Source organism: Mesorhizobium vachelliae (assembly GCF_033977325.1).
Taxonomy (GTDB): domain Bacteria; phylum Pseudomonadota; class Alphaproteobacteria; order Rhizobiales; family Rhizobiaceae; genus Mesorhizobium; species Mesorhizobium vachelliae.
In genome coordinates this window covers 612,215-630,610 of record NZ_JAVIIR010000003.1, presented here as the reverse complement: position 1 = coordinate 630,610, position 18,396 = coordinate 612,215, and the positions used below count along the sequence as shown (strand labels likewise).

Sequence of the window (18,396 nt, the reverse complement as noted above, 5' to 3'; positions counted from 1 at the left end):
ATGTGTTGGGGTTGCGCATGCCGGAATATTCTTCCTTCCTCCGGTCGATCCGGATCCGCTACATTTCGGGACTGCTTGTCTTCGCGCTGGCCTCGGCCGCCGTCATGTTCGCGCTCAACCGCGTGAATTCGTATCGCCACGAGGTCGATGCCCTCAGCGGCAATTTCGTCATCTTCGCCCGCGACCTGCGCAACGCCACCAATTTCGCCGAGACCACCGGCACCGCCTGGCGCAGCGAGACGCGCGATGCCTTGACGACCGCCGCGCGCGGCCATTCCGAGCGCCTGATGGCCGAGATCGGCATCCTGAACGCCGAGCTTGCCGCGATCCGGCCCAGCTTGTCGAAGGGCACCCTCAACGCGCTGGACACCGCTTCGGTCAATGGCGACCTGTTCTGGTCGGCGCGCGACATGGTGCGCAACTTCAACCTGATGGCCGTCGCCCAGAAGGTCGACGAGTGGAGCTACCGCGAGATCCGCAACCAGAACGACCTTTTCGCCCAGCCCATGCTGGTGAAGGTACGCACCGCGCTCGACGAGGAGCGTCACCTCGCCGATGCTTCCAGCGACCGGCTGCTCCTGTGGGCGAGCGGCCTTTTGTTCGCCGTGCTCGCCATCGCCGCGGTTCTGATCTTCCGGCCGATGGAAAACGCGATCCGGCGCGCCTTCGCCGAGACTGCCGCATCCTTGTTCAAGGCCGAAGCCGCCGATCGCGCCAAGTCCGAATTCCTCGCCAATATGAGCCATGAGATCCGCACGCCGATGAACGGCGTGCTCGGCATGGCCGAGCTGCTTGCCAAGACGGAGCTGACGCCGCGCCAGAAGACCTTTACCGACGTCATCGTCAAATCCGGCAATGCGCTGCTCACCATCATCAACGATATCCTCGATTTCTCGAAGATCAATGCCGGCCAGCTGACGCTCGACCCAGCCCCCTTCCGTCTGGCGGAAGCGGTCGAGGACGTGGCGACGCTCGTGTCGGCGCGCGTTGCCGAAAAGAACCTCGAGCTCATCGTGCGCGTCGATCCGCGCCTGCCGGCCTTCGTCGTCGGCGATGCCGGGCGCTTCCGCCAGATCGTCACCAACCTGCTCGGCAACGCCGTGAAGTTCACCGAGAAGGGCCATGTGCTGGTCGATGTCGGCGGCGATGTCGTCGACGGCGTGGTCCAGCTCAAGGTCCGCGTCGAGGACACCGGCATCGGCATCCCGGCCGAAAAACTGCAAAACGTGTTCGAGAAATTCGCCCAGGTCGACGGCTCCTCGACCCGCCGCCATGAGGGCACCGGGCTTGGCCTCGCAATATCCGCTCGTCTCGTCGATCTGATGGGCGGCAAGATCGGCGTCGAAAGCGAGATCGGCCGCGGCTCCGTGTTCTGGTTCGCCGTGCCGTTGCCGGCGCATGACCGGCAGTCGCGCGACGAACTGGTGCCGATGGATGTCACCGGCGCCCGGGTGCTGGTCATCGACGACAATCCGGTCAACCGCGAAATCCTGCTCGAGCAGCTCAGGAGCTGGAGCTTCGACTGCGCGGCGGCAGAAAGCGGCGCCGTCGGCCTCGCCTTCCTCGACCGCGCCTGCCAACTCGGCGCCTCGGTCGACTGCATCATCCTCGATTACCAGATGCCCGGCATGAACGGCGCCGATGTCGCGAGGGCGATTGCCGCCGACAGCCGGCTTTCCTCCATTCCGGTCGTGCTGCTCACCTCGGTCGACCAGGTCGATTTCGGCCGCATGGTGATCGATTTCGGCATCGTCGCGCATCTCACCAAGCCGGCGCGTTCGGCGGTGCTGCTGGGCACCGTGATCTCCGCCATCCAAAAGGCGCGCACACAGGGCGCAAAGGCGCATTTCGTGCGCGAGCCGGTCGTGGCGCAGGCAGCACCGCCGGCCTTCACCGTCATCCGCGGTCCGGCGGTGCCCGTGCCGGCGGCGCCTGAATCGACCGCGGCGCCGAGCGGCCCGATCGACATCCTGATCGCCGAGGACAATGACGTGAACCAGATGGTCTTCGGCCAGATCCTCAACGGTTTCGGCCTCAGCTACCGCATCGCCGGCAATGGCCGCACCGCGGTCGAGATGTATCGCTCGCTGCGCCCCCGCCTGGTGCTGATGGACGTCTCCATGCCGGAAATGAACGGCTATGAGGCGACCCGCGCCATCCGTGCCATCGAAACGCAAAATGGCGATCACACACCGATCATCGGCGTCACCGCGCATGCGCTGAAGGGCGACCGCGAAAAATGCATCGAGGCCGGCATGGATGACTATCTGCCGAAGCCAGTCTCGCCTGACCGCCTCGGCGCCAAGATCGGCACCTGGCTCAGCGAGACAGTGGCGGCGAAGACGGCTTGAGGCTGGGCAGCGGGTGGCAGCCATCGGCCGCCGCCGAGTTCCTTCGCGCTCCCCTCTGCCCTGCCGGGCATCTCCCCCACTAGGGGGGAGATCAGCGGTTTCGGCGCCTCACCCGGTTCGTCGAAGATTGGCGAAAGCAAAGGTGACGGCCAATCTTCCCCCTTGTGGGGGAGATGTCCGGCAGGACAGAGGGGGGCGCTGTCCCGCCGACGTCCCCTCACGTTCCAGCTTGTCACTACCGATTGCGCAACACCACGCACGCCCCACCGACGCTTTGCAGCTTGTTGCAGATGGTGTTGGCCTCGCCGCGCGAGTCCGCACCGATCCTGACCGCGTAGATGCCGCGGCGGCCGATCGGCGTGCGCACCCGGCTCACCACCGGGTCATGGCTGGCGAGCAAGGCCGGGAACCGGCTTTTGACCCTCAGCCATTGGCCGATCGCCGCCGAACGGCGGAAATTGCCCGCCACCTGCACGCCCCACGGCTTGACGTTGATCGAGGCCATCGCGACGGTCCGCGACATGATCACCGGCAGCCGGCGGCAGGCCACCGCGAAGCTCATCTTGGGGTCGAGCGGCTCGACGGTGCCGGCATATGATTTGTCGGAAAATTTGTCGACGGGCTCGCCCATGATGTCGAAGACGTAGCTTTCCGTCTCCATCGGCAGGAAGCCGCCGGAGGCGAGCCAGCGCGATACACGGTTCTCGCCGGCATTATAGGCCGCCGCCGCAAGGCCGAGATTGCCGTAGCCTGCCTTCATCTCGGCGAGATATTTCGCTGAAGCCGGGATCGCCTGCTCGATGTCGAAGGAATTGGCCAGGCCGCGCATCTTGGCGGTGCCGGGCATGAATTGCGCGATGCCTTCCGCGCCGACCGGGCTCACCGCACTCGGATCGAAGCGGCTTTCCTTCCAGATCAGCCGGGCGAAGAAATCCTTGGGCAAGCCGTTCTTGCCGGCCTCGGTCTCGATCAGATCGCAGACGCGGTCGATCAGCCGTTTGGCTGCCGATTTCGACTGCGGCGGATCCGCCGACGCGGCCGCCACCCAACTCAAGCAGCAGAACAAGGCCAGGGTCACCGTAAGGAAACGGTGCATCGGCCTACTCGGCCGCTGCCTTGCCGTGTCCGTAGCGCTGCTCGATATAGTCGCCGACCATCTTCTCGAAATCCTGCGCGATCGAGGGGCCGCGCAGCGTCGCCGCCTTCTTGCCGTCGATGAAGACCGGCGCCGTCGGAGTCTCCCCGGTGCCGGGCAGCGATATGCCGATATCGGCATGCTTGGATTCGCCGGGGCCGTTGACGATGCAGCCCATCACCGCGACCTTGAGGTTCTCGACACCGGGATATTTCTCGCGCCACACCGGCATGTTCTTGCGGATATCGGCCTGGATGCTCTGGGCGAGCTCCTGGAACACGGTGGACGTCGTGCGGCCGCAGCCGGGGCAGGCCGCGACGATCGGCACGAACTGCCGGAAGCCCATGGTCTGCAAGAGTTCCTGCGACACCTGCACCTCGCGGGTGCGGTCGCCATTCGGCTCCGGCGTCAGCGAGATGCGGATCGTGTCGCCGATGCCCTGCTGCAGGAGGATGCCCATGGCGGCGGACGAGGCGACGATGCCCTTGGTGCCCATGCCGGCCTCGGTGAGACCCAGATGCAGCGCGTGGTCGGAGCGGGTGGCAAGCTCGGTGTAGGCGGCGATCAGGTCCTGCACGCCGCTGACCTTGGCCGACAGGATGATCTTGTCGCGGCCAAGCCCGATCTCTTCCGCCATCTCCGCCGACAGGATCGCCGACTGGACGATCGCCTCGCGCGTCACTTCCTGCGCGGTGAGCGGCGAGCGCTTCGCCTGGTTGTCGTCCATCAGCCGGGTCAAAAGCTCCTGGTCGAGCGAGCCCCAGTTGACGCCGATGCGCACCGGCTTGTCGTGTTTGATCGCCATCTCGACGATCGCCGCGAACTGGCGGTCCTTCTTGTCCTTGAAGCCGACATTGCCGGGATTGATGCGGTATTTGGCCAGCGCCTCGGCGCAGGCCGGATGATCGGCGAGCAGCTTGTGGCCGATATAATGGAAGTCGCCGACCAGCGGCACGTCGACGCCGAGCCTGAGCAGCCGCTCATGGATGCGCGGGACCGCCGCCGCGCTCTCGTCGCGGTCGACCGTGATGCGCACGATTTCCGAGCCGGCGCGGTGCAGCGCCGCGACCTGGGCGACGGTCTGGTCGACATCGGCCGTGTCGGTGTTGGTCATCGACTGCACGACGACCGGGGTGCCGCCGCCGACCGTCACGCCGCCGACCGTCACGCCAACCGATGTCCGGCGCGGGAAGGGAGAGGAAAAATATCCGGTCATGCCGGCCGCCTTCATCTGAAAGTTCCGGGCATGAGGTGGCGGAGCAAAGATGGCTTGTCAATGGCAACCGGCCGGCAAGGCCCTCAATTCCGCAGCCATCCGATCAGCCGCCACGCGGGTCGAAGGAGCATCGGCCTGAGGATGCGCGCCCAAACGGTCAAGAGATTCAGTGTAAAGTACCAAGCCGGCGGCATTCCTTGCCACCGGGAGGCTGCACCGCGGCGGGGGCGGTTATGGTGCCTGGAAGAGCTTCAGTGTGTCGTGGGGCTCGCCTTCAGCTTTTCAATCTCGTCCTTGATTGCCAGCTTGCGTCGCTTGAGATTCACGATTTCGAGGTCGTCTACCGAAGGATGGTTCATCGCATCGGTGAGCTCGCGCTCGATATCACCGTGTTTCCGCTGCAACTCATCAAGATGGGATGCAAGAGACATGATTGGTTCTCCCTTTCATGGTTTCCTCGATTGCAGCCGTCGCGGGCGCCTCCACCGCAGGTTGCGACTGTGACGGCACAATGACAGTTTGCCACCAACCGATCTCGATGTCGAATGCCACGTGGTAGCATTCCACGACAAAGTGAAATGTGATAAGGGCTGCGCGCCGGTCGCAAAGAAACAGACGACCGGCCCCGCCCAGACAGCCCGATTGGGCGATGCATACGCAGACGGTAGATAATGTCCGAACAGGAACAGGCTGAAATACGCCTCGAATATTCCCGGCTCAAACAGGAACACGCCGATTTCGACGCCGCCATCAACGCGATGATCGCCACAGGCTGCGACCCGCTTCAGATCCAGCGCATGAAGAAGAAGAAGCTGATGCTGAAAGACCGGCTGTCGGCGCTGGAAGACCGCATCATTCCCGACATCATCGCCTGAGCGGATCGCGCTACCGCCCCCGCTCCGTCACGAGACTGCTCCGTCACGAGATCGAAAGCCGCGCCGCGCGCTCGCGCAGCACGGCAAGAAGCTCGCCCGTCCGCTCCTCGGAGGTATCGATCGGCACCACCAGGCACATCGTCGCCTCGACCTTGCCGGGAGCCGAGAACACGGGCGCCGCAAGACATTTGGTGTAGGCGTCGACCAGGCCCGACGTGACGCAATAGCCGGTGACGCGGGCCTTTCCGATATCGTCGATGAAATCGTCGAGTTCCAGCTTGCGACCATCCGGCAGCACGAGATCGTCTTGCGTGACCATCGCCTCGATCCGGCTGCGGTCGAGGCCGGCAAGCAGCAGCCGGCCGGAGGCCGTCCATGGCAGCGGGATCTGCAGGCCGGTGGCAGAGCTGATGCGGAACGGCCTGGTGCCGGGGCTCGAATGGACGATCGTGTAGCGGCCGCTCTGCAGCATGCAGAGCTCCGAGGTTTCGCCCGTCTCGCGCGACAACGTGTCGACCTCCTGGCGGCCGCGCCTGAGCAGGTCGTTGCCGCGCATATAGGCCATTCCATAGAGATAGAGCTTCTTGCCGAAATAGACGCGGTTGCCGTCGCCGGCCATCTCCAGGAGCCCGGCCTCGACCAGTTCGCGCACCAGCGTGTAGGTCGTCGAGCGCGGCGCGTTCAGCCCCTTGGCCAGTTCGCCGATGCCGATCGCCCGCTGATTGGCATGCAGGAATTCCAGCATGTTCAAGACCCTGTTGAGGCCCTTCTCGCGCGAGCCCGCCGGCCGCTCTTCACCCGCGCCCTCGCTCGGCCACCCGCTCACCGTTTCACTATCTTGCATTGTCGATTCCTGGTGCTAGTATCTGTCTTGTACAGGATACATGCGTCTCTTGTAAGAGACAATCGCTGATTGCGATACGTGTCTCAGCCGCATTGGGGAACACAACATCAAAGGAGGTCGCCGTGAACGACACATCCGGCAGACGTGATTTTCTGAAACTGGGAATGGCGGGACTGGCCACCGCCGGGGCGCTCACCGCCATCAGCGCCGAGAAGGCGGCGGCGCAAGCCGCGTCCGACAGCGTGCTGCGCACCGCGCTCGATCGCGGCAAGCTCATCGTCGGCACCGGCAGCACCAATGCGCCGTGGCATTTCGAGAACGATGCCGGCGAACTCGTCGGCATGGACATCACCATGGGCCGCATCCTCGCCAAGGGCCTCTTCGACGACGCGACCAAGGTCGAATTCGTCACCCAGGATCCGGCGCAGCGCATTCCCAACGTGACGACCAACAAGGTCGACATCACCATCCAGTTCATGACCATGACCGCGCAGCGCTCGCAGCTGATCCACTTCTCGCGGCCCTACTATGTCGAAGGCGTCGCGCTGTTGACGCTGCCCGGTTCCGAGAACAAGACCTTCGACAAGCTCCTGGCGAATGGCGCCAACACGCGCATCTCGATCCTGCAGAATGTCGACGCCGAAAGCTCGGTGCATTTCGCCTTGCCGCAGGCGCAGGTGATGCAGATCGATACCCAGGCCAACGTCCTGCAGGCGCTGGAATCGAAGCGCGTCGACGCCGCCGCGGTCGACCTCTCCACAGTGCGCTGGCTCGCCTCGCGCAACCCGGACAAATATTTCGACGCCGGCAAGAGCTGGTACTCGATGCTTTACGGCGCGGCGGTCAGGCAGGGCGACCTCGACTGGCTGACCTTCGTCAACCAGACCTTCACCATCGCCATGTTCGGCCATGAGACGGCGCTCTACGACGCCGCCTTCAAGGAATATTTCGGCCAGGAGCCGCCGCCGCGGCATCCGGGCTTCCCGGTCATCTGACCGGCCATACGACGAGCCGGCGGAAGGAGCGGCTCCTTCCGCCTGTTTTCCTCGACACCGGCGCGAGGGCGGCGGAACCTATCCGTCGCACCGCAGCGATTGAGACGGACGCATGGGCTATACGCTCAATTTCAACCTGATCTGGCGGCATTTCGACAAGCTGTGGGGCGGCCTGCTGCTCAGCCTCGAGCTTGCCGTCATCTCGATCGCCATCGGCATCGTCATCGGGCTGGTGCTTGCCGTCTGGTACGTTTCGGCCGGCCGCGTCGTGCGCGCCATCATCGCGGCCTATGTCGAATTCATCCGCAACGTGCCGCTGATCCTGCTGGTCTATCTGGTCTTCTACGGCCTGCCGACCGTCGTCGACATCGCTTACAGCGCGCCCACCTCGTTTGTCCTGACGCTGTCGGTCTATAGCGGCGCCTATCTGGTGGAAGTGTTCCGCTCCGGCTTGGAAGCCGTGCCGCGCGGCCAGCTCGACGCCGGCAAGGCGATCGGCCTGACGCCGTGGCAAAGGCTGATCCATGTCCGCCTGCCGACGATGATGCGCATCACGCTGCCGGCGCTGTCCAACACCTTCATCTCGCTGTTCAAGGATACTTCGGTCGCCTCCGTCATCTCGGTGCCGGAGCTCACCTATGGCGCGCAGTGGATCAACTTCAACACCTTCCGCATCGTCGAGGTCTACCTGGTGACCACAGCGATGTATCTGTTGACCGGCTATGCGCTGCTGTTCGCGCTACGGTTGGTCGAACGCCGGTTCAGTGTGGCGCGCTGACATGCTTAGCCAGATCGCCTACGCCCTGCCATTCCTCGCCCAAGGCTTCGCGCTGACGCTTTGGGTGTCATTGCTGGTCGTGGTGCTGTCGCTGATCGCCGGCGTCATCCTCGGGGTCGGCTTGGTCTATGGACCCGCGCCGCTGCGCTGGGCGGTGCGCATCTTCTCGGACACCATCCGCGGCATCCCGATCCTGGTGCTGATCTTCTTCGTCTATTACGGCCTGCCAGCCGTCGGCGTGCACCTGCAGTCCTTCTGGGCTGCGGTGCTGGCGCTGACCTTGTTCAAGACCGCCCAGGTCGTCGAATATCTGCGCGGCGCCGTCGCCTCCATTCCAAAGGGCCAGTCGGAAGCGGCGATGGCGATCGGCCTCACCTTCCGCCAGCGGCTCGCCTATGTCGTCTTCCCGCAGGCCTTCCGCCGTTTCCTGCCGCCCTGGATCAACGGCGTCACCGACGCGGTGAAGGGCAGCGCGCTGGTCTCGCTGCTCGGCATCACCGACCTGATGCAGGCGATCAACCAGGTCATAGGCCGCACTTATGAGGCGATGCCGCTCTATATCCTCGGCGCTCTCATCTACTTCGCCGTCAACTACGCGCTCTCCTACGCCAGCCGGCGGCTCGAACGGCGCTTCGCCTTTATCCGGGACTGACACGATGGCCACCAGTTCGAACGACAGCCCAGCACTTCTCGACATTGCCGAGGTCTCGAAATCCTTCGGCTCGGTCAGCGTGCTGCGCTCGGTCAGCCTGCAGGTAGCCAAGGGCGAGGTCGTCACCATCATCGGCCCTTCGGGCAGCGGCAAGACCACGCTGCTTCGCTGCGTCAATTTCCTCGAAAGCTACGACAGCGGCTCGATCCGCATCGACGGCAAGGAGGTCGGTTTTAGAGACGGCGGCACGCGCCAGCGGCGCAGCGAACGCGATTTGGCCGCCATGCGCGCCGAGACCGGCATGGTGTTCCAGAGCTTCAACCTGTTTCCGCATCTGAGCGCCGCCGGCAACATCATGCTCGGCCTCACCAAGGTTCGCGGCAAGAGCAAGGCGGAAGCGCGCTCGATCGCCGAGCATTGGCTCGGTCGCGTCGGCCTCGGCCACAAGGCCGACAGCCTGCCGGCGGAACTCTCCGGCGGCCAGCAGCAGCGCGTCGGCATTGCCCGCGCCGTCGCCATGGAGCCCAAGATCCTGCTGCTCGACGAGATCACCTCGGCGCTCGACCCGGAGCTCGTCGGCGAGGTGCTGGCGGTGGTGCGCAGCCTGGCGGAAGACGGCATGACGATGGTGATGGTGACCCATGAGATGGCCTTCGCCCGCGATGCCTCCAGCCGCATCGTCTTCATGGCCGATGGCGGCGTTTCGGCGGTCGGGCCGCCGAAGGAGGTCCTTGCCGCGGAGACCAGCAACGAGCGCCTTCGCACATTTCTGGCGCGCTTCCGCGCCTCGCATTTCTGAACGCGGATGGCTGTTGGCCATTCAAGGAGTACGCCTTCCATGTCGCCTTACATCCGGCTCGCCGAACTCGGCTTGACGCTGCCCGAGCCGCCGACGCCCATCGCCAATTTCGTCACCCACGCCGAGAGCGGCCGGTTGATCTTCCTCTCTGGACAGGGGCCGTTGCGCGCCGACGGCACGCTGTGCACCGGCAAGGTCGGCGACGACGTCACCGTCGAGCAGGCCTATGAGCATGCCCGCCTCACCGGCCTTAACCTGCTTGCCGTCATGCATGCCGCAGCCGGCGATCTCGGCCGCATCGTGCGCGTCGTCAAGCTGCTCGGCTTCGTCAATGCCACGCCGACCTTCAGCGACCACCCCAAAGTGGTCAATGGCTGTTCCGATCTCTTCGCCGATGTCTTCGACAAGACCGGCGGCCATGCCCGCTCGGCGATCGGCGTCGGCTCTTTGCCACGAAACATCACTGTCGAAATCGAAGCGGTCGTCGAGATCGCGGCCTGACTTAACGGAGTCCATTCAAATGAAGACCTATTCCGACGCCGGCTCCAACACCACGATCCGCGAGCGGCTGGGCTTGAGGCCCATCATCAACGTCTCCGGCACGATGACGGCGCTTGGCGCCTCGATCATCGTCCCGGAAGCCATCAGCGCCATGGCCGAGATCGCCTCGCAATGGGTCGAGATGGACGATCTGCAGCGCGCCGCGAGCGCGGTCGTCGCGCGGCTCACCGGCGGCGAGGCCGGCTTCATCACCGCCTGCTGCGCCTCAGGCATCACCATGGCGATCGCCGGCGCGATGACCGGCACCAACCTTTTGGCGATCGAGCGCCTGCCGGACGACACGGAGGGGCTGAAGTCTGAAGTCGTCATCCAGCTCGGCCATATCGTCAATTACGGCGCGCCGATCGACCAGTCGATCCGCGTCGCCGGCGCAAAGGTGATCCCAGCGGGCACCGTCAGCGTCACCCAGGATTACCATGTGCGCGAAGCCATCAACGAGCGCACGGCGGCAGCGCTCTACGTCGTCGCGCACCACACGGTGCAGTACGGGATGCTTTCGCTGGAGGAATTCTGCGAGATCTGCCACGCCAAGGGCGTGCCGGTGATCGTCGACGCGGCCTCGGAATACGATCTGCGCAGCTTCCTGGCGCGCGGCGCCGACATCGTCGTCTATAGCGGCCACAAATTCCTGAGCGGCCCGACCAGCGGCATCGTCACCGGCCGCAAGGATTTGGTGCGCGCCGCCTATCTGCAGAACCGCGGCGTCGCGCGGGCCATGAAGGTCGGCAAGGAAAGCATCGCCGGCACCATGGCGGCGCTCGACGCCTGGGAGAAGCGCGACCATGCCGGCATCCGCTGGCGCGAGGAAGCCGCGCTCAAATTGTGGAAGGACGCCCTGCAGGGTATTCCCGGCATCGGTGCCGAGATCATCCCCGATCCGACCAACAATCCGCTTGATCGCCTGCAGGTCTTCGTGCGGCCGGAAAGCCGCTTTACCGCCGCCGGTCTGGCCTCCGCGCTTGCCGCCGGCACGCCGCCCGTCATCGTGCGCAACCACGAGGTCGAGCGCGGCCATTTCTTCCTCGATCCGTGCAACCTGCACCCCGGCGAGGCGGAGATCGTCGCCGAGCAACTGCGCGCCGTGCTGACGGCGAAGGACCGCCCCGCCTATGCGATGAGGGTCGCCCGCAAGGAATCGGCTGGTGCGTTGCGCTGGCCGGACTAGCTGGCAGCGACAATCCTTGCGGCTATCGGCGAATTCCGCTAAGGCGCGCCTTTGCCGCCGGGAGCGAAGCCTTGACCGATCAGCGTGCCGACGTCGCCATCATCATGGGCAGCCAGTCCGACTGGGCGACGATGCGCCAGGCGGCGGAAACGCTTGAGGCGCTGGGCATCCCGCACAAGAGGCTGATAGTCTCCGCCCACCGCACCCCCGACCGCCTCTATGAGTTCGCCAAGGGCGCCAAGGGCGCCGGCTACAAGGTGATCATCGCCGGCGCCGGCGGCGCGGCGCACCTGCCTGGCATGACGGCGGCGATGACGCCGCTGCCCGTCTTCGGCGTTCCTGTCGAATCCAAGGCGCTGTCGGGCCAGGACTCGCTGCTTTCCATCGTGCAGATGCCGGCCGGCATCCCGGTCGGCACGCTGGCGATCGGCAAGGCGGGCGCCGCCAACGCAGCGCTTCTCGCCGCCGCCGTCCTGGCGCTCAACGACGACAAGCTCGCCGCCCGGCTCGACGCCTGGCGCGCGGCGCAGACCGCCAAGGTTGCCGCCGAGCCGACGGACGCGCCGTGAGCCTGGCGCCCGGATCGACCATCGGCATCATCGGCGGCGGCCAGCTCGGCCGCATGCTGGCTATGGCCGCGGCGCGGCTCGGTTACCGCATCGTCGTGCTGGAGCCGCAGGCCGACTGCCCGGCCGCGCAGGTCGTGAACCGCCAGATCGTCGCCGCCTATGACGATCCCGCAGCGCTTGCCGATCTGGCCGCCGCCAGCGCCGTCGTCACCTACGAATTCGAGAATGTCCCGGTCGCGGCCGCCGAAACGCTCGCCGCCAAGGTCGCGGTCTATCCGCCGGCCCGCGCGCTCGAAGTCGCGCAGGATCGCCTCACCGAGAAGAGCTTCTTGAACGGCATAGGCATTCCCACCGCGGAATTCTGTCCGGTCGACAATGACGACCAGCTGACCGAGGCGTTGAGGAAGTTCGACGGCAGCGGCGTGCTGAAGACCTGCCGCATGGGCTATGACGGCAAGGGCCAGCGCGTCTTCCGCAACATGGAAACGGCCGGCTTTGCCGGCGTCTGCGAGGCGATGGGCAATGTCCCGCTGATCCTGGAATCGCTGGTCGCTTTCGAGCGCGAGATTTCGGTGATCGCCGCGCGCGGGCTGGACGGCTCGGTCGCGGCATACGATCCGGCGCAAAATATTCACCGCGAAGGCATATTGCGAACGTCGACGTTGCCGGCCGCCATCCGCCCGGAAACGGCGGCCGCTGCCAAGAACGCGGCCGCGAAAATCCTCTCCGCGCTCGACTATGTCGGCGTCATCGGCGTCGAGTTCTTCGTGCTTGCCGACGGCTCGCTTCTGGCCAATGAGCTGGCCCCGCGCGTGCACAATTCCGGCCACTGGACAGAGGCCGCCTGCGTCATCTCGCAGTTCGAGCAGCATATCCGCGCCGTCGCCGGCCTGCCGCTGGGCTCGCCTGCCCGCCATTTTGATTGCGTGATGGAAAACCTGATCGGCGACGACATGCTGAAGGTGCCGGCGCTGCTCAGCGAGCCCGACCTGATGCTGCATCTCTACGGCAAGGCCGAGTCGCGTCCCGGCCGCAAGATGGGCCATTTCACGCGCCTCATCAGGCCGCGATAACGCCCTACTGCATGTCCTGGTCGTCGCCGCCCGCGTCCGAGCCGGCGCAGCTCGGATCGCTGAGCTTGCAGTTGGCGCCGGCGGTGAGCTGCTTTAGGCGCTCATTGGTGAGCTTCGTCAGGCACTCCGAGACCTCCATCGGATGGATGGAGCCGCCCTCGCTGTCGGCGGTCGAATAGGCGCATTCGGCGTCGCGGAAGGCGATCCAGGCGCGCTGTGCCGTCTGCAGGAGCTTGTTCGAGGCCTGATCGTTGCTGCCGACGATATTCTTATAGGCGGCATTGAGCTTGGCGTCGGCCGCCTGGAAGTCGGCGTCGGCGCAGATGTTCAGCATCGACTGGCTGTCGTCGTTGCGGTCGCATTCCTGTGCCCGGACGGCCGGGGCGGTTGCAAGCATGGCCAGACAGGCAAGCGGAAGCACGCGGCGCATGTGGAATCTCCGGTCGTTTCGCCCAGATTGCACCATTCCAGCCGCCCTTGAGTCGCGCAATGGCGCGCCGCGCGGATGGTGAATATTTGATATGCCGCGTTCCTTGCGGCATTCGGGCATCGTCACGTGGTTGACACGGACAACACTCCTCGTTTATGAGCCACGGCAAGTTCAAAGGCGCGCTTTTTCCGGGCGCGCCTTTAAAATTCGGCCCGGGACGGGCCCTGACCGAACAGGCAAGACCATGAAGATCAAGAATTCGCTCAAGGCGCTCAAGGCGCGTCACCGCGACAACCGGCTGGTTCGCCGCAAGGGACGCATCTACATCATCAACAAGACCGCTCCGCGCTACAAGGCGCGCCAGGGCTGAGCTTGCTGCGCGGCGTAGTGCATGTCGCCCAAAAGTGCCAAGCGGTTTTGGGACAACGACATGCACAATGAGACTATGCCGCATTGATGTCGAGTGCCGGTTCGCCGGCCCTCTCACGCTAAAATCACTTTGACGATCCGCCGTCCGGGACTAGATTCTGGCGATGCGGATTCTTTTTGCATTTTTCACGGCCTTTTTGCTTTCCGGCACTACTGCAGGAGCGGAAGAAGTGCCGGGCGCGCTGCCTCCAGATGCCGCGTCGCCACCCGCCGCCACGCCGCCGCCGGCCGCTCCGACCAAGCAGGGCCGCCTCGACCAGCTCTTCACCGAGCTGAAGCGCGAGCGCAACGAGAAGGCGGCCGAGCGCATCGCCGGCCGCATCTGGAACGAGTGGAACCAGTCGGGCAGCGCCTCGATCGACCTGATGATGCAGTGGGCGCAAAAGGCGACGGAAGACCAGAAATTCGACGTCGCCCTCGATTTCCTCGACCAGGTCGTGACCTTGAAGCCGGACTACGCCGAGGGCTGGAACCGCCGCGCCACCGTGCATTTCCTGATGAAGAATTACGGGAAGTCGATGGCCGACATCGACCGCACCTTGGCGCTCGAGCCCCGCCATTTCGGCGCGCTTTCCGGTCTCGCCCAGATCATGGCCGAGACTGGCCACAAGCAGTCGGCGCTGGAAGCCTGGCAGAAGGTGCTGGCGATCTACCCGATGATGCGCAGCGCCCAGAACCAGGTTTCGACGCTCTCGGAAGAGCTGGCCGGCGAGGGGATTTGATTTAAGGGAGTAAGGGAATAGGGGAGTAAGGGAGTATGTTTTTGTAAAACGGCGCTCGGAAATGCCTCCCCTACTCCCCTACTCCCCTACTCCCCTACTCCCCTACTCCCCTACTCCCCTACTCCCCTACTCCCCTACTCCCCTACTCCGGCATGAACCTCACCTGCGCCGCCCTCCTCTTCCTCGTCGCGCTCCTATTCGCCCTCGCCGGCATCACCCGCGCCGGTGCCTGGCTGGTCGAGCGCCGCAACCCGCCGGACGGCGCCTTCGCCGAGATCAATGGCGCGCGCATCCACTATGTCCATATTCCGGCGCCGGCCGGCGCCGACCTGCCTCCGGTTGTCTTTATCCACGGCGCCAGCGCCAATCTGAAAGACCAGATGCTGCCGCTGAACCCCCTGCTCGAAGGCCGCGCCGAGATGCTGTTCCTCGACCGGCCCGGCTTCGGCTGGTCCGAGCGCGGCGGCAATGAAACTTTGGCGGCGCAGGCCGAAACGATTGCCGCGCTGATGGATCGGCTGGGGATCGAAAAAGCCGTCATCGTTTCCCATTCCTTCGGCGGCGCGATCACCACGGCCTTCGCCCGCCAGCATCCCGAGAAGACCCGCGGCCTCGTCTTCCTTGCGCCCGCCACGCATCCATGGCCGGGCGGCGCCACTGCCTGGTATTACAAGCTGACAGCCATTCCCGTGATCGGCTGGCTGTTTTCCGAAACGCTCGCCTATCCGGCGGGTATGCTGCGGATCGGCGACGCCACCGCTTGCGTCTTCTCGCCAAACAAAGTGCCGGACCGCTATGTCGACAAGGCCTCGATCCCGCTGGTGCTGCGGCCATCCGACTTTCGCGCCAACGCCCGCGATGTCGCCCAGCTCTACGACTATGTCCGCGCCGCCTCGCCCGCTTACCGCGAAATCGAGGCGCCCACGATCGTCATCTCGGGCGATCGCGACAAGGTGGTCTATGCGACGATGCATTCAATCGGCTTGCGGCGAGACATTCCCGGCGCCGAGCTGATCTGGGTCCACAATCTCGGCCACAAGCCAGACTGGATCGCGCCAGACCTCGTCATCGGCGCGATCGAGAAGGTCGCAGGCCAAGATGTCGATCTGCAAGCGACGGCCAGGACCGTGGAAGGCCGGATCACCGGCGACGTCTATAACGACGGCAAATGCCCGGATATCAAAGTGCCAGACGCTGAACTGGCGCCAGGCTGATGTATGTCCTGAAGCACGGCATCAAGAAAAACCCGGAAAGGTTCTGGGCGCTGCCGGACCGCGTCTTCTTTGGTTACGGCGCATGTCCCATTCTGACGGGCACGTTCCTCAGACACCCTCCTATGGACGGATTTTACGGCGAGCGGATCATTCCGGGCGAAGGTTTTTCGGGAAACCACCTTTACGTGACGAATGGCGTGATCGCCTTCGACTATCACGGCTATTCAAGCCGCGAGCGGCTTCTGGAACACCACAGACGGGTATGGGCCTCACACAGCGCCGGCTGGCACTGCACGCTGGAAAGGGTCGATTTCGATTTGCTCGACACCACCGAACTCAACCGGCGAAAGATGCGCGGCCCGGATCAGTATCTGCATGACCCGGTTCCTCGCGCCGTCCGGTATCTTCAACGCATAGACCACGCCGAAGCCGCAGCGAGGGCATCCAAGGTCGCGATGCGTTTGAAGCCGCTTACGAAGCTGGCAAAGGCCGGGCCGCAATGATCTTCTAATGCGTATCCGACCCGACATACGCAATCCGCAGCATATTGGTCGAGCCGGGCGTCCTGAGCGGCACGCCGGCGGTGATGATCACCCGGTCGCCCGGCTTGCCGAAGCCTTCTTCCAGCGCGATGCGGCAGGCGCGATCGACCATGTCGTCGAGGTCGGTCGCATCCTCCGAGACGACGCAATGCGTGCCCCACAGAAGCGACAGGCGGCGTGCCGTGTTAAGGATCGGCGACAGCGCCACGATCGGCACCTGCGGGCGCTCGCGCGCGGCGCGCAGGCCGGTGGTGCCCGACGCGGTGTAGGAGATGATCGCCGACAGCTTCAGCGTCTCGGCGATCTCGCGGGCGGCGAGCGAAATGGCGTCGGCGCCGGTTGCCTCGGGCTCGGAGCGCTGCGCGTTGATGATACCGGCATAGGTCGGGTCGGCTTCTACCTTGGCTGCGATGCGGTTCATCATGCCGACCGCCTCGACCGGATAGGCGCCGGCCGCGGATTCGGCCGAAAGCATGATCGCGTCCGCGCCTTCGAAGACGGCGATCGACACGTCGGAGACCTCGGCGCGGGTCGGCACCGGGGCGGTGATCATCGATTCCAGCATCTGCGTGGCGATCACCACCGGCTTGCCGGCGCGGCGCGCCGCGCGCGTGATCTGCTTCTGGATGCCGGGCACGGCTTCGATCGGCATCTCGACGCCGAGATCGCCGCGGGCGACCATCAGCGCGTCGGAAAGCTCGATGATCTCGGGGAGCCGGGCGACCGCCTGCGGCTTCTCGATCTTGGCCATGATCAGCGCGCGGCCGCGCGCGATCTTGCGGGCCTCGGCCAGGTCTTCCGGCCGCTGCACGAAGGACAGCGCCACCCAGTCGACACCGGCGGCGAGCACCGCGTCGAGATCGGCGCGATCCTTCTCGGTCAGCGCGCCGACCGGCAGGTCGGTGTCGGGCAGGCTGACGCCCTTCTTGTCGGAGATTCCGCTGCCGGCAACGACCGTGCAGGTGATCGACTTGCCGTCGGCCTTCACCGCCTTCAGCTCCAGCTTGCCGTCGTCGATCAAAAGTCGGTGACCGGCCTCGACCGAGCTCAGGATTTCGGGATGCGGCAGGAAGACACGACTGGAATTGCCGGGCTCCGGATTGTTGTCGAGCGTGAATGTCTGCCCTGGAGTCAGCGCCTCCTTGACGTTGGCGAATTTGCCGACCCTGAGCTTCGGCCCCTGCAGGTCGGCGAGGATGCCGATCGGCCTGCCGACGGCGGCCTCGACCGCACGGATGCGCCCGACCAGCGTGCGCATCAGCTCGTGGTCGGTATGGCTCATATTGATGCGGAAGACATCGGCGCCGGCTTCAAAGAGCTTCTTTAGCATCTCCTCGGAGGAGGAGGCCGGACCGATGGTGGCGAGGATCTTGACCTTGCGGTTACGTCTCATTGACTGTTTGTTCCCGGAGCGGGGGCCGCCGCTGCTGGCGCACCTCCCGTTGCGGGCTCGTCGGTCAGCTGGACCATCCAGCTGGCCTGCTCGCCCGTGTCATATTCTTGGAATCCGGCGCGCTGGAAGCCCCGGGCGACGCAATCATTCACGCCGGCGATCTTGAACTCTTTTTCGGCGACGCACATGTTGATCGGGCCGTCCCAGCGCCCGCCGCGTTCGGCGTCTTCTGCATAAAGATAGTAAAACCTTGATGACAGCGGACCCTCGATGAGCGTCTTGCAGGTCGATCCTTCGATGTGCCACCAGCCCTCGGTGATCCAGCCGGCCTTGGCGCGATAGCCGATGCCGACGCCCACCAGATTTTGCGTTGCGTTGCAAACGCGGAAGTCGGCCCGGGCCGGCGAGGTCGCGGCTATCGCGAAAAATCCCGCGCCGACGATCAGCAACGGCACGGCCAGGCGCTTGCGCAACCGGCCGGCAAAACCCATCGCAGATCCCCTTGCGAACCACATTTGCATCTCTCGAAGCCCCTTTTCAGCAAACTCCGGTCGCATGTCAACGCGCCGTTTTGTTCAATTCCAATCGATTTAGAAGGGCCCGTCGCGCAAATTCTCCCCGCGTCGGGGATTTTTTGCGGAAACCTTGGCCAA

21 protein-coding genes are annotated in these 18,396 nt (G+C 64.9%); 14 read left to right on the top strand and 7 right to left on the bottom strand.

Annotation, left to right across the window (positions count from 1 at the left end):
- The first annotated feature begins 17 nt into the window (after positions 1 to 17).
- The gene (locus RFM41_RS09990; protein WP_320247020.1) at positions 18 to 2,351 is read left to right on the top strand and encodes a response regulator; all 2,334 of its coding nucleotides are present in this window, start codon (positions 18 to 20) and stop codon (positions 2,349 to 2,351) included.
- 235 nt (positions 2,352 to 2,586) lie between these two features.
- Here RFM41_RS09990 and RFM41_RS09985 read toward each other — a convergent pair whose 3' ends face one another.
- The 3 genes from RFM41_RS09985 to RFM41_RS09975 all read right to left on the bottom strand — a co-directional run bounded on the left by RFM41_RS09985 (position 2,587) and on the right by RFM41_RS09975 (position 5,133).
- Entirely contained in the window at positions 2,587 to 3,447 is an 861-nt protein-coding gene (locus RFM41_RS09985) for a transglycosylase SLT domain-containing protein (RefSeq protein ID WP_320247022.1), read from the bottom strand.
- A 4-nt stretch (positions 3,448 to 3,451) separates the two neighbouring features.
- Entirely contained in the window at positions 3,452 to 4,702 is a 1,251-nt protein-coding gene (ispG, locus tag RFM41_RS09980) for a flavodoxin-dependent (E)-4-hydroxy-3-methylbut-2-enyl-diphosphate synthase (RefSeq protein ID WP_320247024.1), read from the bottom strand.
- 251 nt (positions 4,703 to 4,953) lie between these two features.
- Positions 4,954 to 5,133, bottom strand: coding sequence for a YdcH family protein (locus tag RFM41_RS09975; protein WP_042641511.1), 180 nt, complete (start codon positions 5,131 to 5,133; stop codon positions 4,954 to 4,956).
- A gap of 240 nt (positions 5,134 to 5,373) precedes the next feature.
- Here RFM41_RS09975 and RFM41_RS09970 point away from each other — a divergent pair, with 240 nt between their 5' ends.
- Entirely contained in the window at positions 5,374 to 5,577 is a 204-nt protein-coding gene (locus RFM41_RS09970; RefSeq protein ID WP_040985243.1) for a YdcH family protein, read from the top strand.
- 43 nt (positions 5,578 to 5,620) lie between these two features.
- Here RFM41_RS09970 and RFM41_RS09965 read toward each other — a convergent pair whose 3' ends face one another.
- Complete coding sequence (locus tag RFM41_RS09965; RefSeq protein WP_320247030.1) at positions 5,621 to 6,421, bottom strand: IclR family transcriptional regulator; 801 nt, start codon at positions 6,419 to 6,421, stop codon at positions 5,621 to 5,623.
- A gap of 122 nt (positions 6,422 to 6,543) precedes the next feature.
- On the opposite strand from RFM41_RS09965, the gene RFM41_RS09960 reads away from it, so the two are divergent.
- The 8 genes from RFM41_RS09960 to RFM41_RS09925 all read left to right on the top strand — a co-directional run bounded on the left by RFM41_RS09960 (position 6,544) and on the right by RFM41_RS09925 (position 13,013).
- Positions 6,544 to 7,416 carry a transporter substrate-binding protein gene (locus RFM41_RS09960; protein WP_430691510.1) on the top strand — a complete coding sequence of 291 codons (873 nt, stop codon included), beginning with the start codon at positions 6,544 to 6,546 and terminating at the stop codon, positions 7,414 to 7,416.
- A 112-nt stretch (positions 7,417 to 7,528) separates the two neighbouring features.
- Positions 7,529 to 8,194, top strand: a complete 666-nt coding sequence (locus tag RFM41_RS09955; protein WP_320247032.1) for an amino acid ABC transporter permease — start codon at positions 7,529 to 7,531, stop codon at positions 8,192 to 8,194.
- Position 8,195: 1 nt separating this feature from the next.
- Complete coding sequence (locus RFM41_RS09950) at positions 8,196 to 8,846, top strand: amino acid ABC transporter permease (protein ID WP_320247033.1); 651 nt, start codon at positions 8,196 to 8,198, stop codon at positions 8,844 to 8,846.
- Between the two features lie 4 nt (positions 8,847 to 8,850).
- On the top strand, positions 8,851 to 9,645 hold the full coding sequence (locus RFM41_RS09945) for an amino acid ABC transporter ATP-binding protein (RefSeq protein WP_320247034.1): 795 nt from the start codon (positions 8,851 to 8,853) through the stop codon (positions 9,643 to 9,645).
- Positions 9,646 to 9,684: 39 nt separating this feature from the next.
- Positions 9,685 to 10,146 (top strand): RidA family protein, encoded by a 462-nt coding sequence (locus RFM41_RS09940; protein ID WP_320247035.1) that lies wholly within the window; start codon positions 9,685 to 9,687, stop codon positions 10,144 to 10,146.
- Positions 10,147 to 10,165: 19 nt separating this feature from the next.
- On the top strand, positions 10,166 to 11,371 hold the full coding sequence (locus tag RFM41_RS09935; RefSeq protein ID WP_320247037.1) for an aminotransferase class V-fold PLP-dependent enzyme: 1,206 nt from the start codon (positions 10,166 to 10,168) through the stop codon (positions 11,369 to 11,371).
- 71 nt (positions 11,372 to 11,442) lie between these two features.
- Entirely contained in the window at positions 11,443 to 11,940 is a 498-nt protein-coding gene (gene purE, locus RFM41_RS09930) for a 5-(carboxyamino)imidazole ribonucleotide mutase (protein WP_320247038.1), read from the top strand.
- Positions 11,937 to 13,013, top strand: coding sequence for a 5-(carboxyamino)imidazole ribonucleotide synthase (locus RFM41_RS09925; RefSeq protein ID WP_320247040.1), 1,077 nt, complete (start codon positions 11,937 to 11,939; stop codon positions 13,011 to 13,013). Before purE ends, RFM41_RS09925 begins: the two co-directional genes overlap by 4 nt.
- Positions 13,014 to 13,017: 4 nt before the next feature.
- Here the strand turns inward: RFM41_RS09925 and RFM41_RS09920 are convergent, their stop codons facing one another.
- On the bottom strand, positions 13,018 to 13,443 hold the full coding sequence (locus RFM41_RS09920; RefSeq protein WP_320247042.1) for a lysozyme inhibitor LprI family protein: 426 nt from the start codon (positions 13,441 to 13,443) through the stop codon (positions 13,018 to 13,020).
- Between the two features lie 244 nt (positions 13,444 to 13,687).
- Between RFM41_RS09920 and ykgO the strand changes: the two genes are divergently transcribed.
- The 4 genes from ykgO to RFM41_RS09900 all read left to right on the top strand — a co-directional run bounded on the left by ykgO (position 13,688) and on the right by RFM41_RS09900 (position 16,311).
- Positions 13,688 to 13,813, top strand: coding sequence for a type B 50S ribosomal protein L36 (gene ykgO, locus RFM41_RS09915; protein WP_040974291.1), 126 nt, complete (start codon positions 13,688 to 13,690; stop codon positions 13,811 to 13,813).
- Between the two features lie 163 nt (positions 13,814 to 13,976).
- The gene (locus RFM41_RS09910; RefSeq protein WP_320247044.1) at positions 13,977 to 14,594 is read left to right on the top strand and encodes a tetratricopeptide repeat protein; all 618 of its coding nucleotides are present in this window, start codon (positions 13,977 to 13,979) and stop codon (positions 14,592 to 14,594) included.
- Between the two features lie 152 nt (positions 14,595 to 14,746).
- The gene (locus tag RFM41_RS09905; RefSeq protein WP_320247045.1) at positions 14,747 to 15,808 is read left to right on the top strand and encodes an alpha/beta fold hydrolase; all 1,062 of its coding nucleotides are present in this window, start codon (positions 14,747 to 14,749) and stop codon (positions 15,806 to 15,808) included.
- Positions 15,808 to 16,311, top strand: coding sequence for a hypothetical protein (locus RFM41_RS09900; RefSeq protein WP_320247046.1), 504 nt, complete (start codon positions 15,808 to 15,810; stop codon positions 16,309 to 16,311). The genes RFM41_RS09905 and RFM41_RS09900 overlap by 1 nt, the downstream gene beginning before the upstream one ends.
- A gap of 4 nt (positions 16,312 to 16,315) precedes the next feature.
- Here the strand turns inward: RFM41_RS09900 and pyk are convergent, their stop codons facing one another.
- Both pyk and RFM41_RS09890 read right to left on the bottom strand, forming a co-directional pair.
- Complete coding sequence (pyk, locus tag RFM41_RS09895) at positions 16,316 to 17,743, bottom strand: pyruvate kinase (RefSeq protein ID WP_320247048.1); 1,428 nt, start codon at positions 17,741 to 17,743, stop codon at positions 16,316 to 16,318.
- Positions 17,740 to 18,234, bottom strand: coding sequence for a DUF1036 domain-containing protein (locus RFM41_RS09890; RefSeq protein WP_430691511.1), 495 nt, complete (start codon positions 18,232 to 18,234; stop codon positions 17,740 to 17,742). Before RFM41_RS09890 ends, pyk begins: the two co-directional genes overlap by 4 nt.
- Positions 18,235 to 18,396: the final 162 nt, after the last annotated feature.

Excerpts from the sequence above, each read along its gene's own strand:
- RFM41_RS09890 (WP_430691511.1), bottom strand. The coding sequence starts at position 18,234 with ATGGGTTTTGCCGGCCGGTTGCGCAAGCGCCTGGCCGTGCCGTTGCTG.
- ykgO (WP_040974291.1), top strand. The coding sequence starts at position 13,688 with ATGAAGATCAAGAATTCGCTCAAGGCGCTCAAGGCGCGTCACCGCGAC.
- RFM41_RS09950 (WP_320247033.1), top strand. The coding sequence starts at position 8,196 with ATGCTTAGCCAGATCGCCTACGCCCTGCCATTCCTCGCCCAAGGCTTC.
- RFM41_RS09955 (WP_320247032.1), top strand. The coding sequence starts at position 7,529 with ATGGGCTATACGCTCAATTTCAACCTGATCTGGCGGCATTTCGACAAG.
- RFM41_RS09970 (WP_040985243.1), top strand. The coding sequence starts at position 5,374 with ATGTCCGAACAGGAACAGGCTGAAATACGCCTCGAATATTCCCGGCTC.
- RFM41_RS09940 (WP_320247035.1), top strand. The coding sequence starts at position 9,685 with ATGTCGCCTTACATCCGGCTCGCCGAACTCGGCTTGACGCTGCCCGAG.
- RFM41_RS09910 (WP_320247044.1), top strand. The coding sequence starts at position 13,977 with ATGCGGATTCTTTTTGCATTTTTCACGGCCTTTTTGCTTTCCGGCACT.
- RFM41_RS09975 (WP_042641511.1), bottom strand. The coding sequence starts at position 5,133 with ATGTCTCTTGCATCCCATCTTGATGAGTTGCAGCGGAAACACGGTGAT.
- RFM41_RS09945 (WP_320247034.1), top strand. The coding sequence starts at position 8,851 with ATGGCCACCAGTTCGAACGACAGCCCAGCACTTCTCGACATTGCCGAG.
- RFM41_RS09990 (WP_320247020.1), top strand. The coding sequence starts at position 18 with ATGCCGGAATATTCTTCCTTCCTCCGGTCGATCCGGATCCGCTACATT.
- ispG (WP_320247024.1), bottom strand. The coding sequence starts at position 4,702 with ATGACCGGATATTTTTCCTCTCCCTTCCCGCGCCGGACATCGGTTGGC.
- RFM41_RS09920 (WP_320247042.1), bottom strand. The coding sequence starts at position 13,443 with ATGCGCCGCGTGCTTCCGCTTGCCTGTCTGGCCATGCTTGCAACCGCC.
- RFM41_RS09935 (WP_320247037.1), top strand. The coding sequence starts at position 10,166 with ATGAAGACCTATTCCGACGCCGGCTCCAACACCACGATCCGCGAGCGG.
- RFM41_RS09900 (WP_320247046.1), top strand. The coding sequence starts at position 15,808 with ATGTATGTCCTGAAGCACGGCATCAAGAAAAACCCGGAAAGGTTCTGG.
- pyk (WP_320247048.1), bottom strand. The coding sequence starts at position 17,743 with ATGAGACGTAACCGCAAGGTCAAGATCCTCGCCACCATCGGTCCGGCC.
- RFM41_RS09965 (WP_320247030.1), bottom strand. The coding sequence starts at position 6,421 with ATGCAAGATAGTGAAACGGTGAGCGGGTGGCCGAGCGAGGGCGCGGGT.
- RFM41_RS09985 (WP_320247022.1), bottom strand. The coding sequence starts at position 3,447 with ATGCACCGTTTCCTTACGGTGACCCTGGCCTTGTTCTGCTGCTTGAGT.
- RFM41_RS09905 (WP_320247045.1), top strand. The coding sequence starts at position 14,747 with ATGAACCTCACCTGCGCCGCCCTCCTCTTCCTCGTCGCGCTCCTATTC.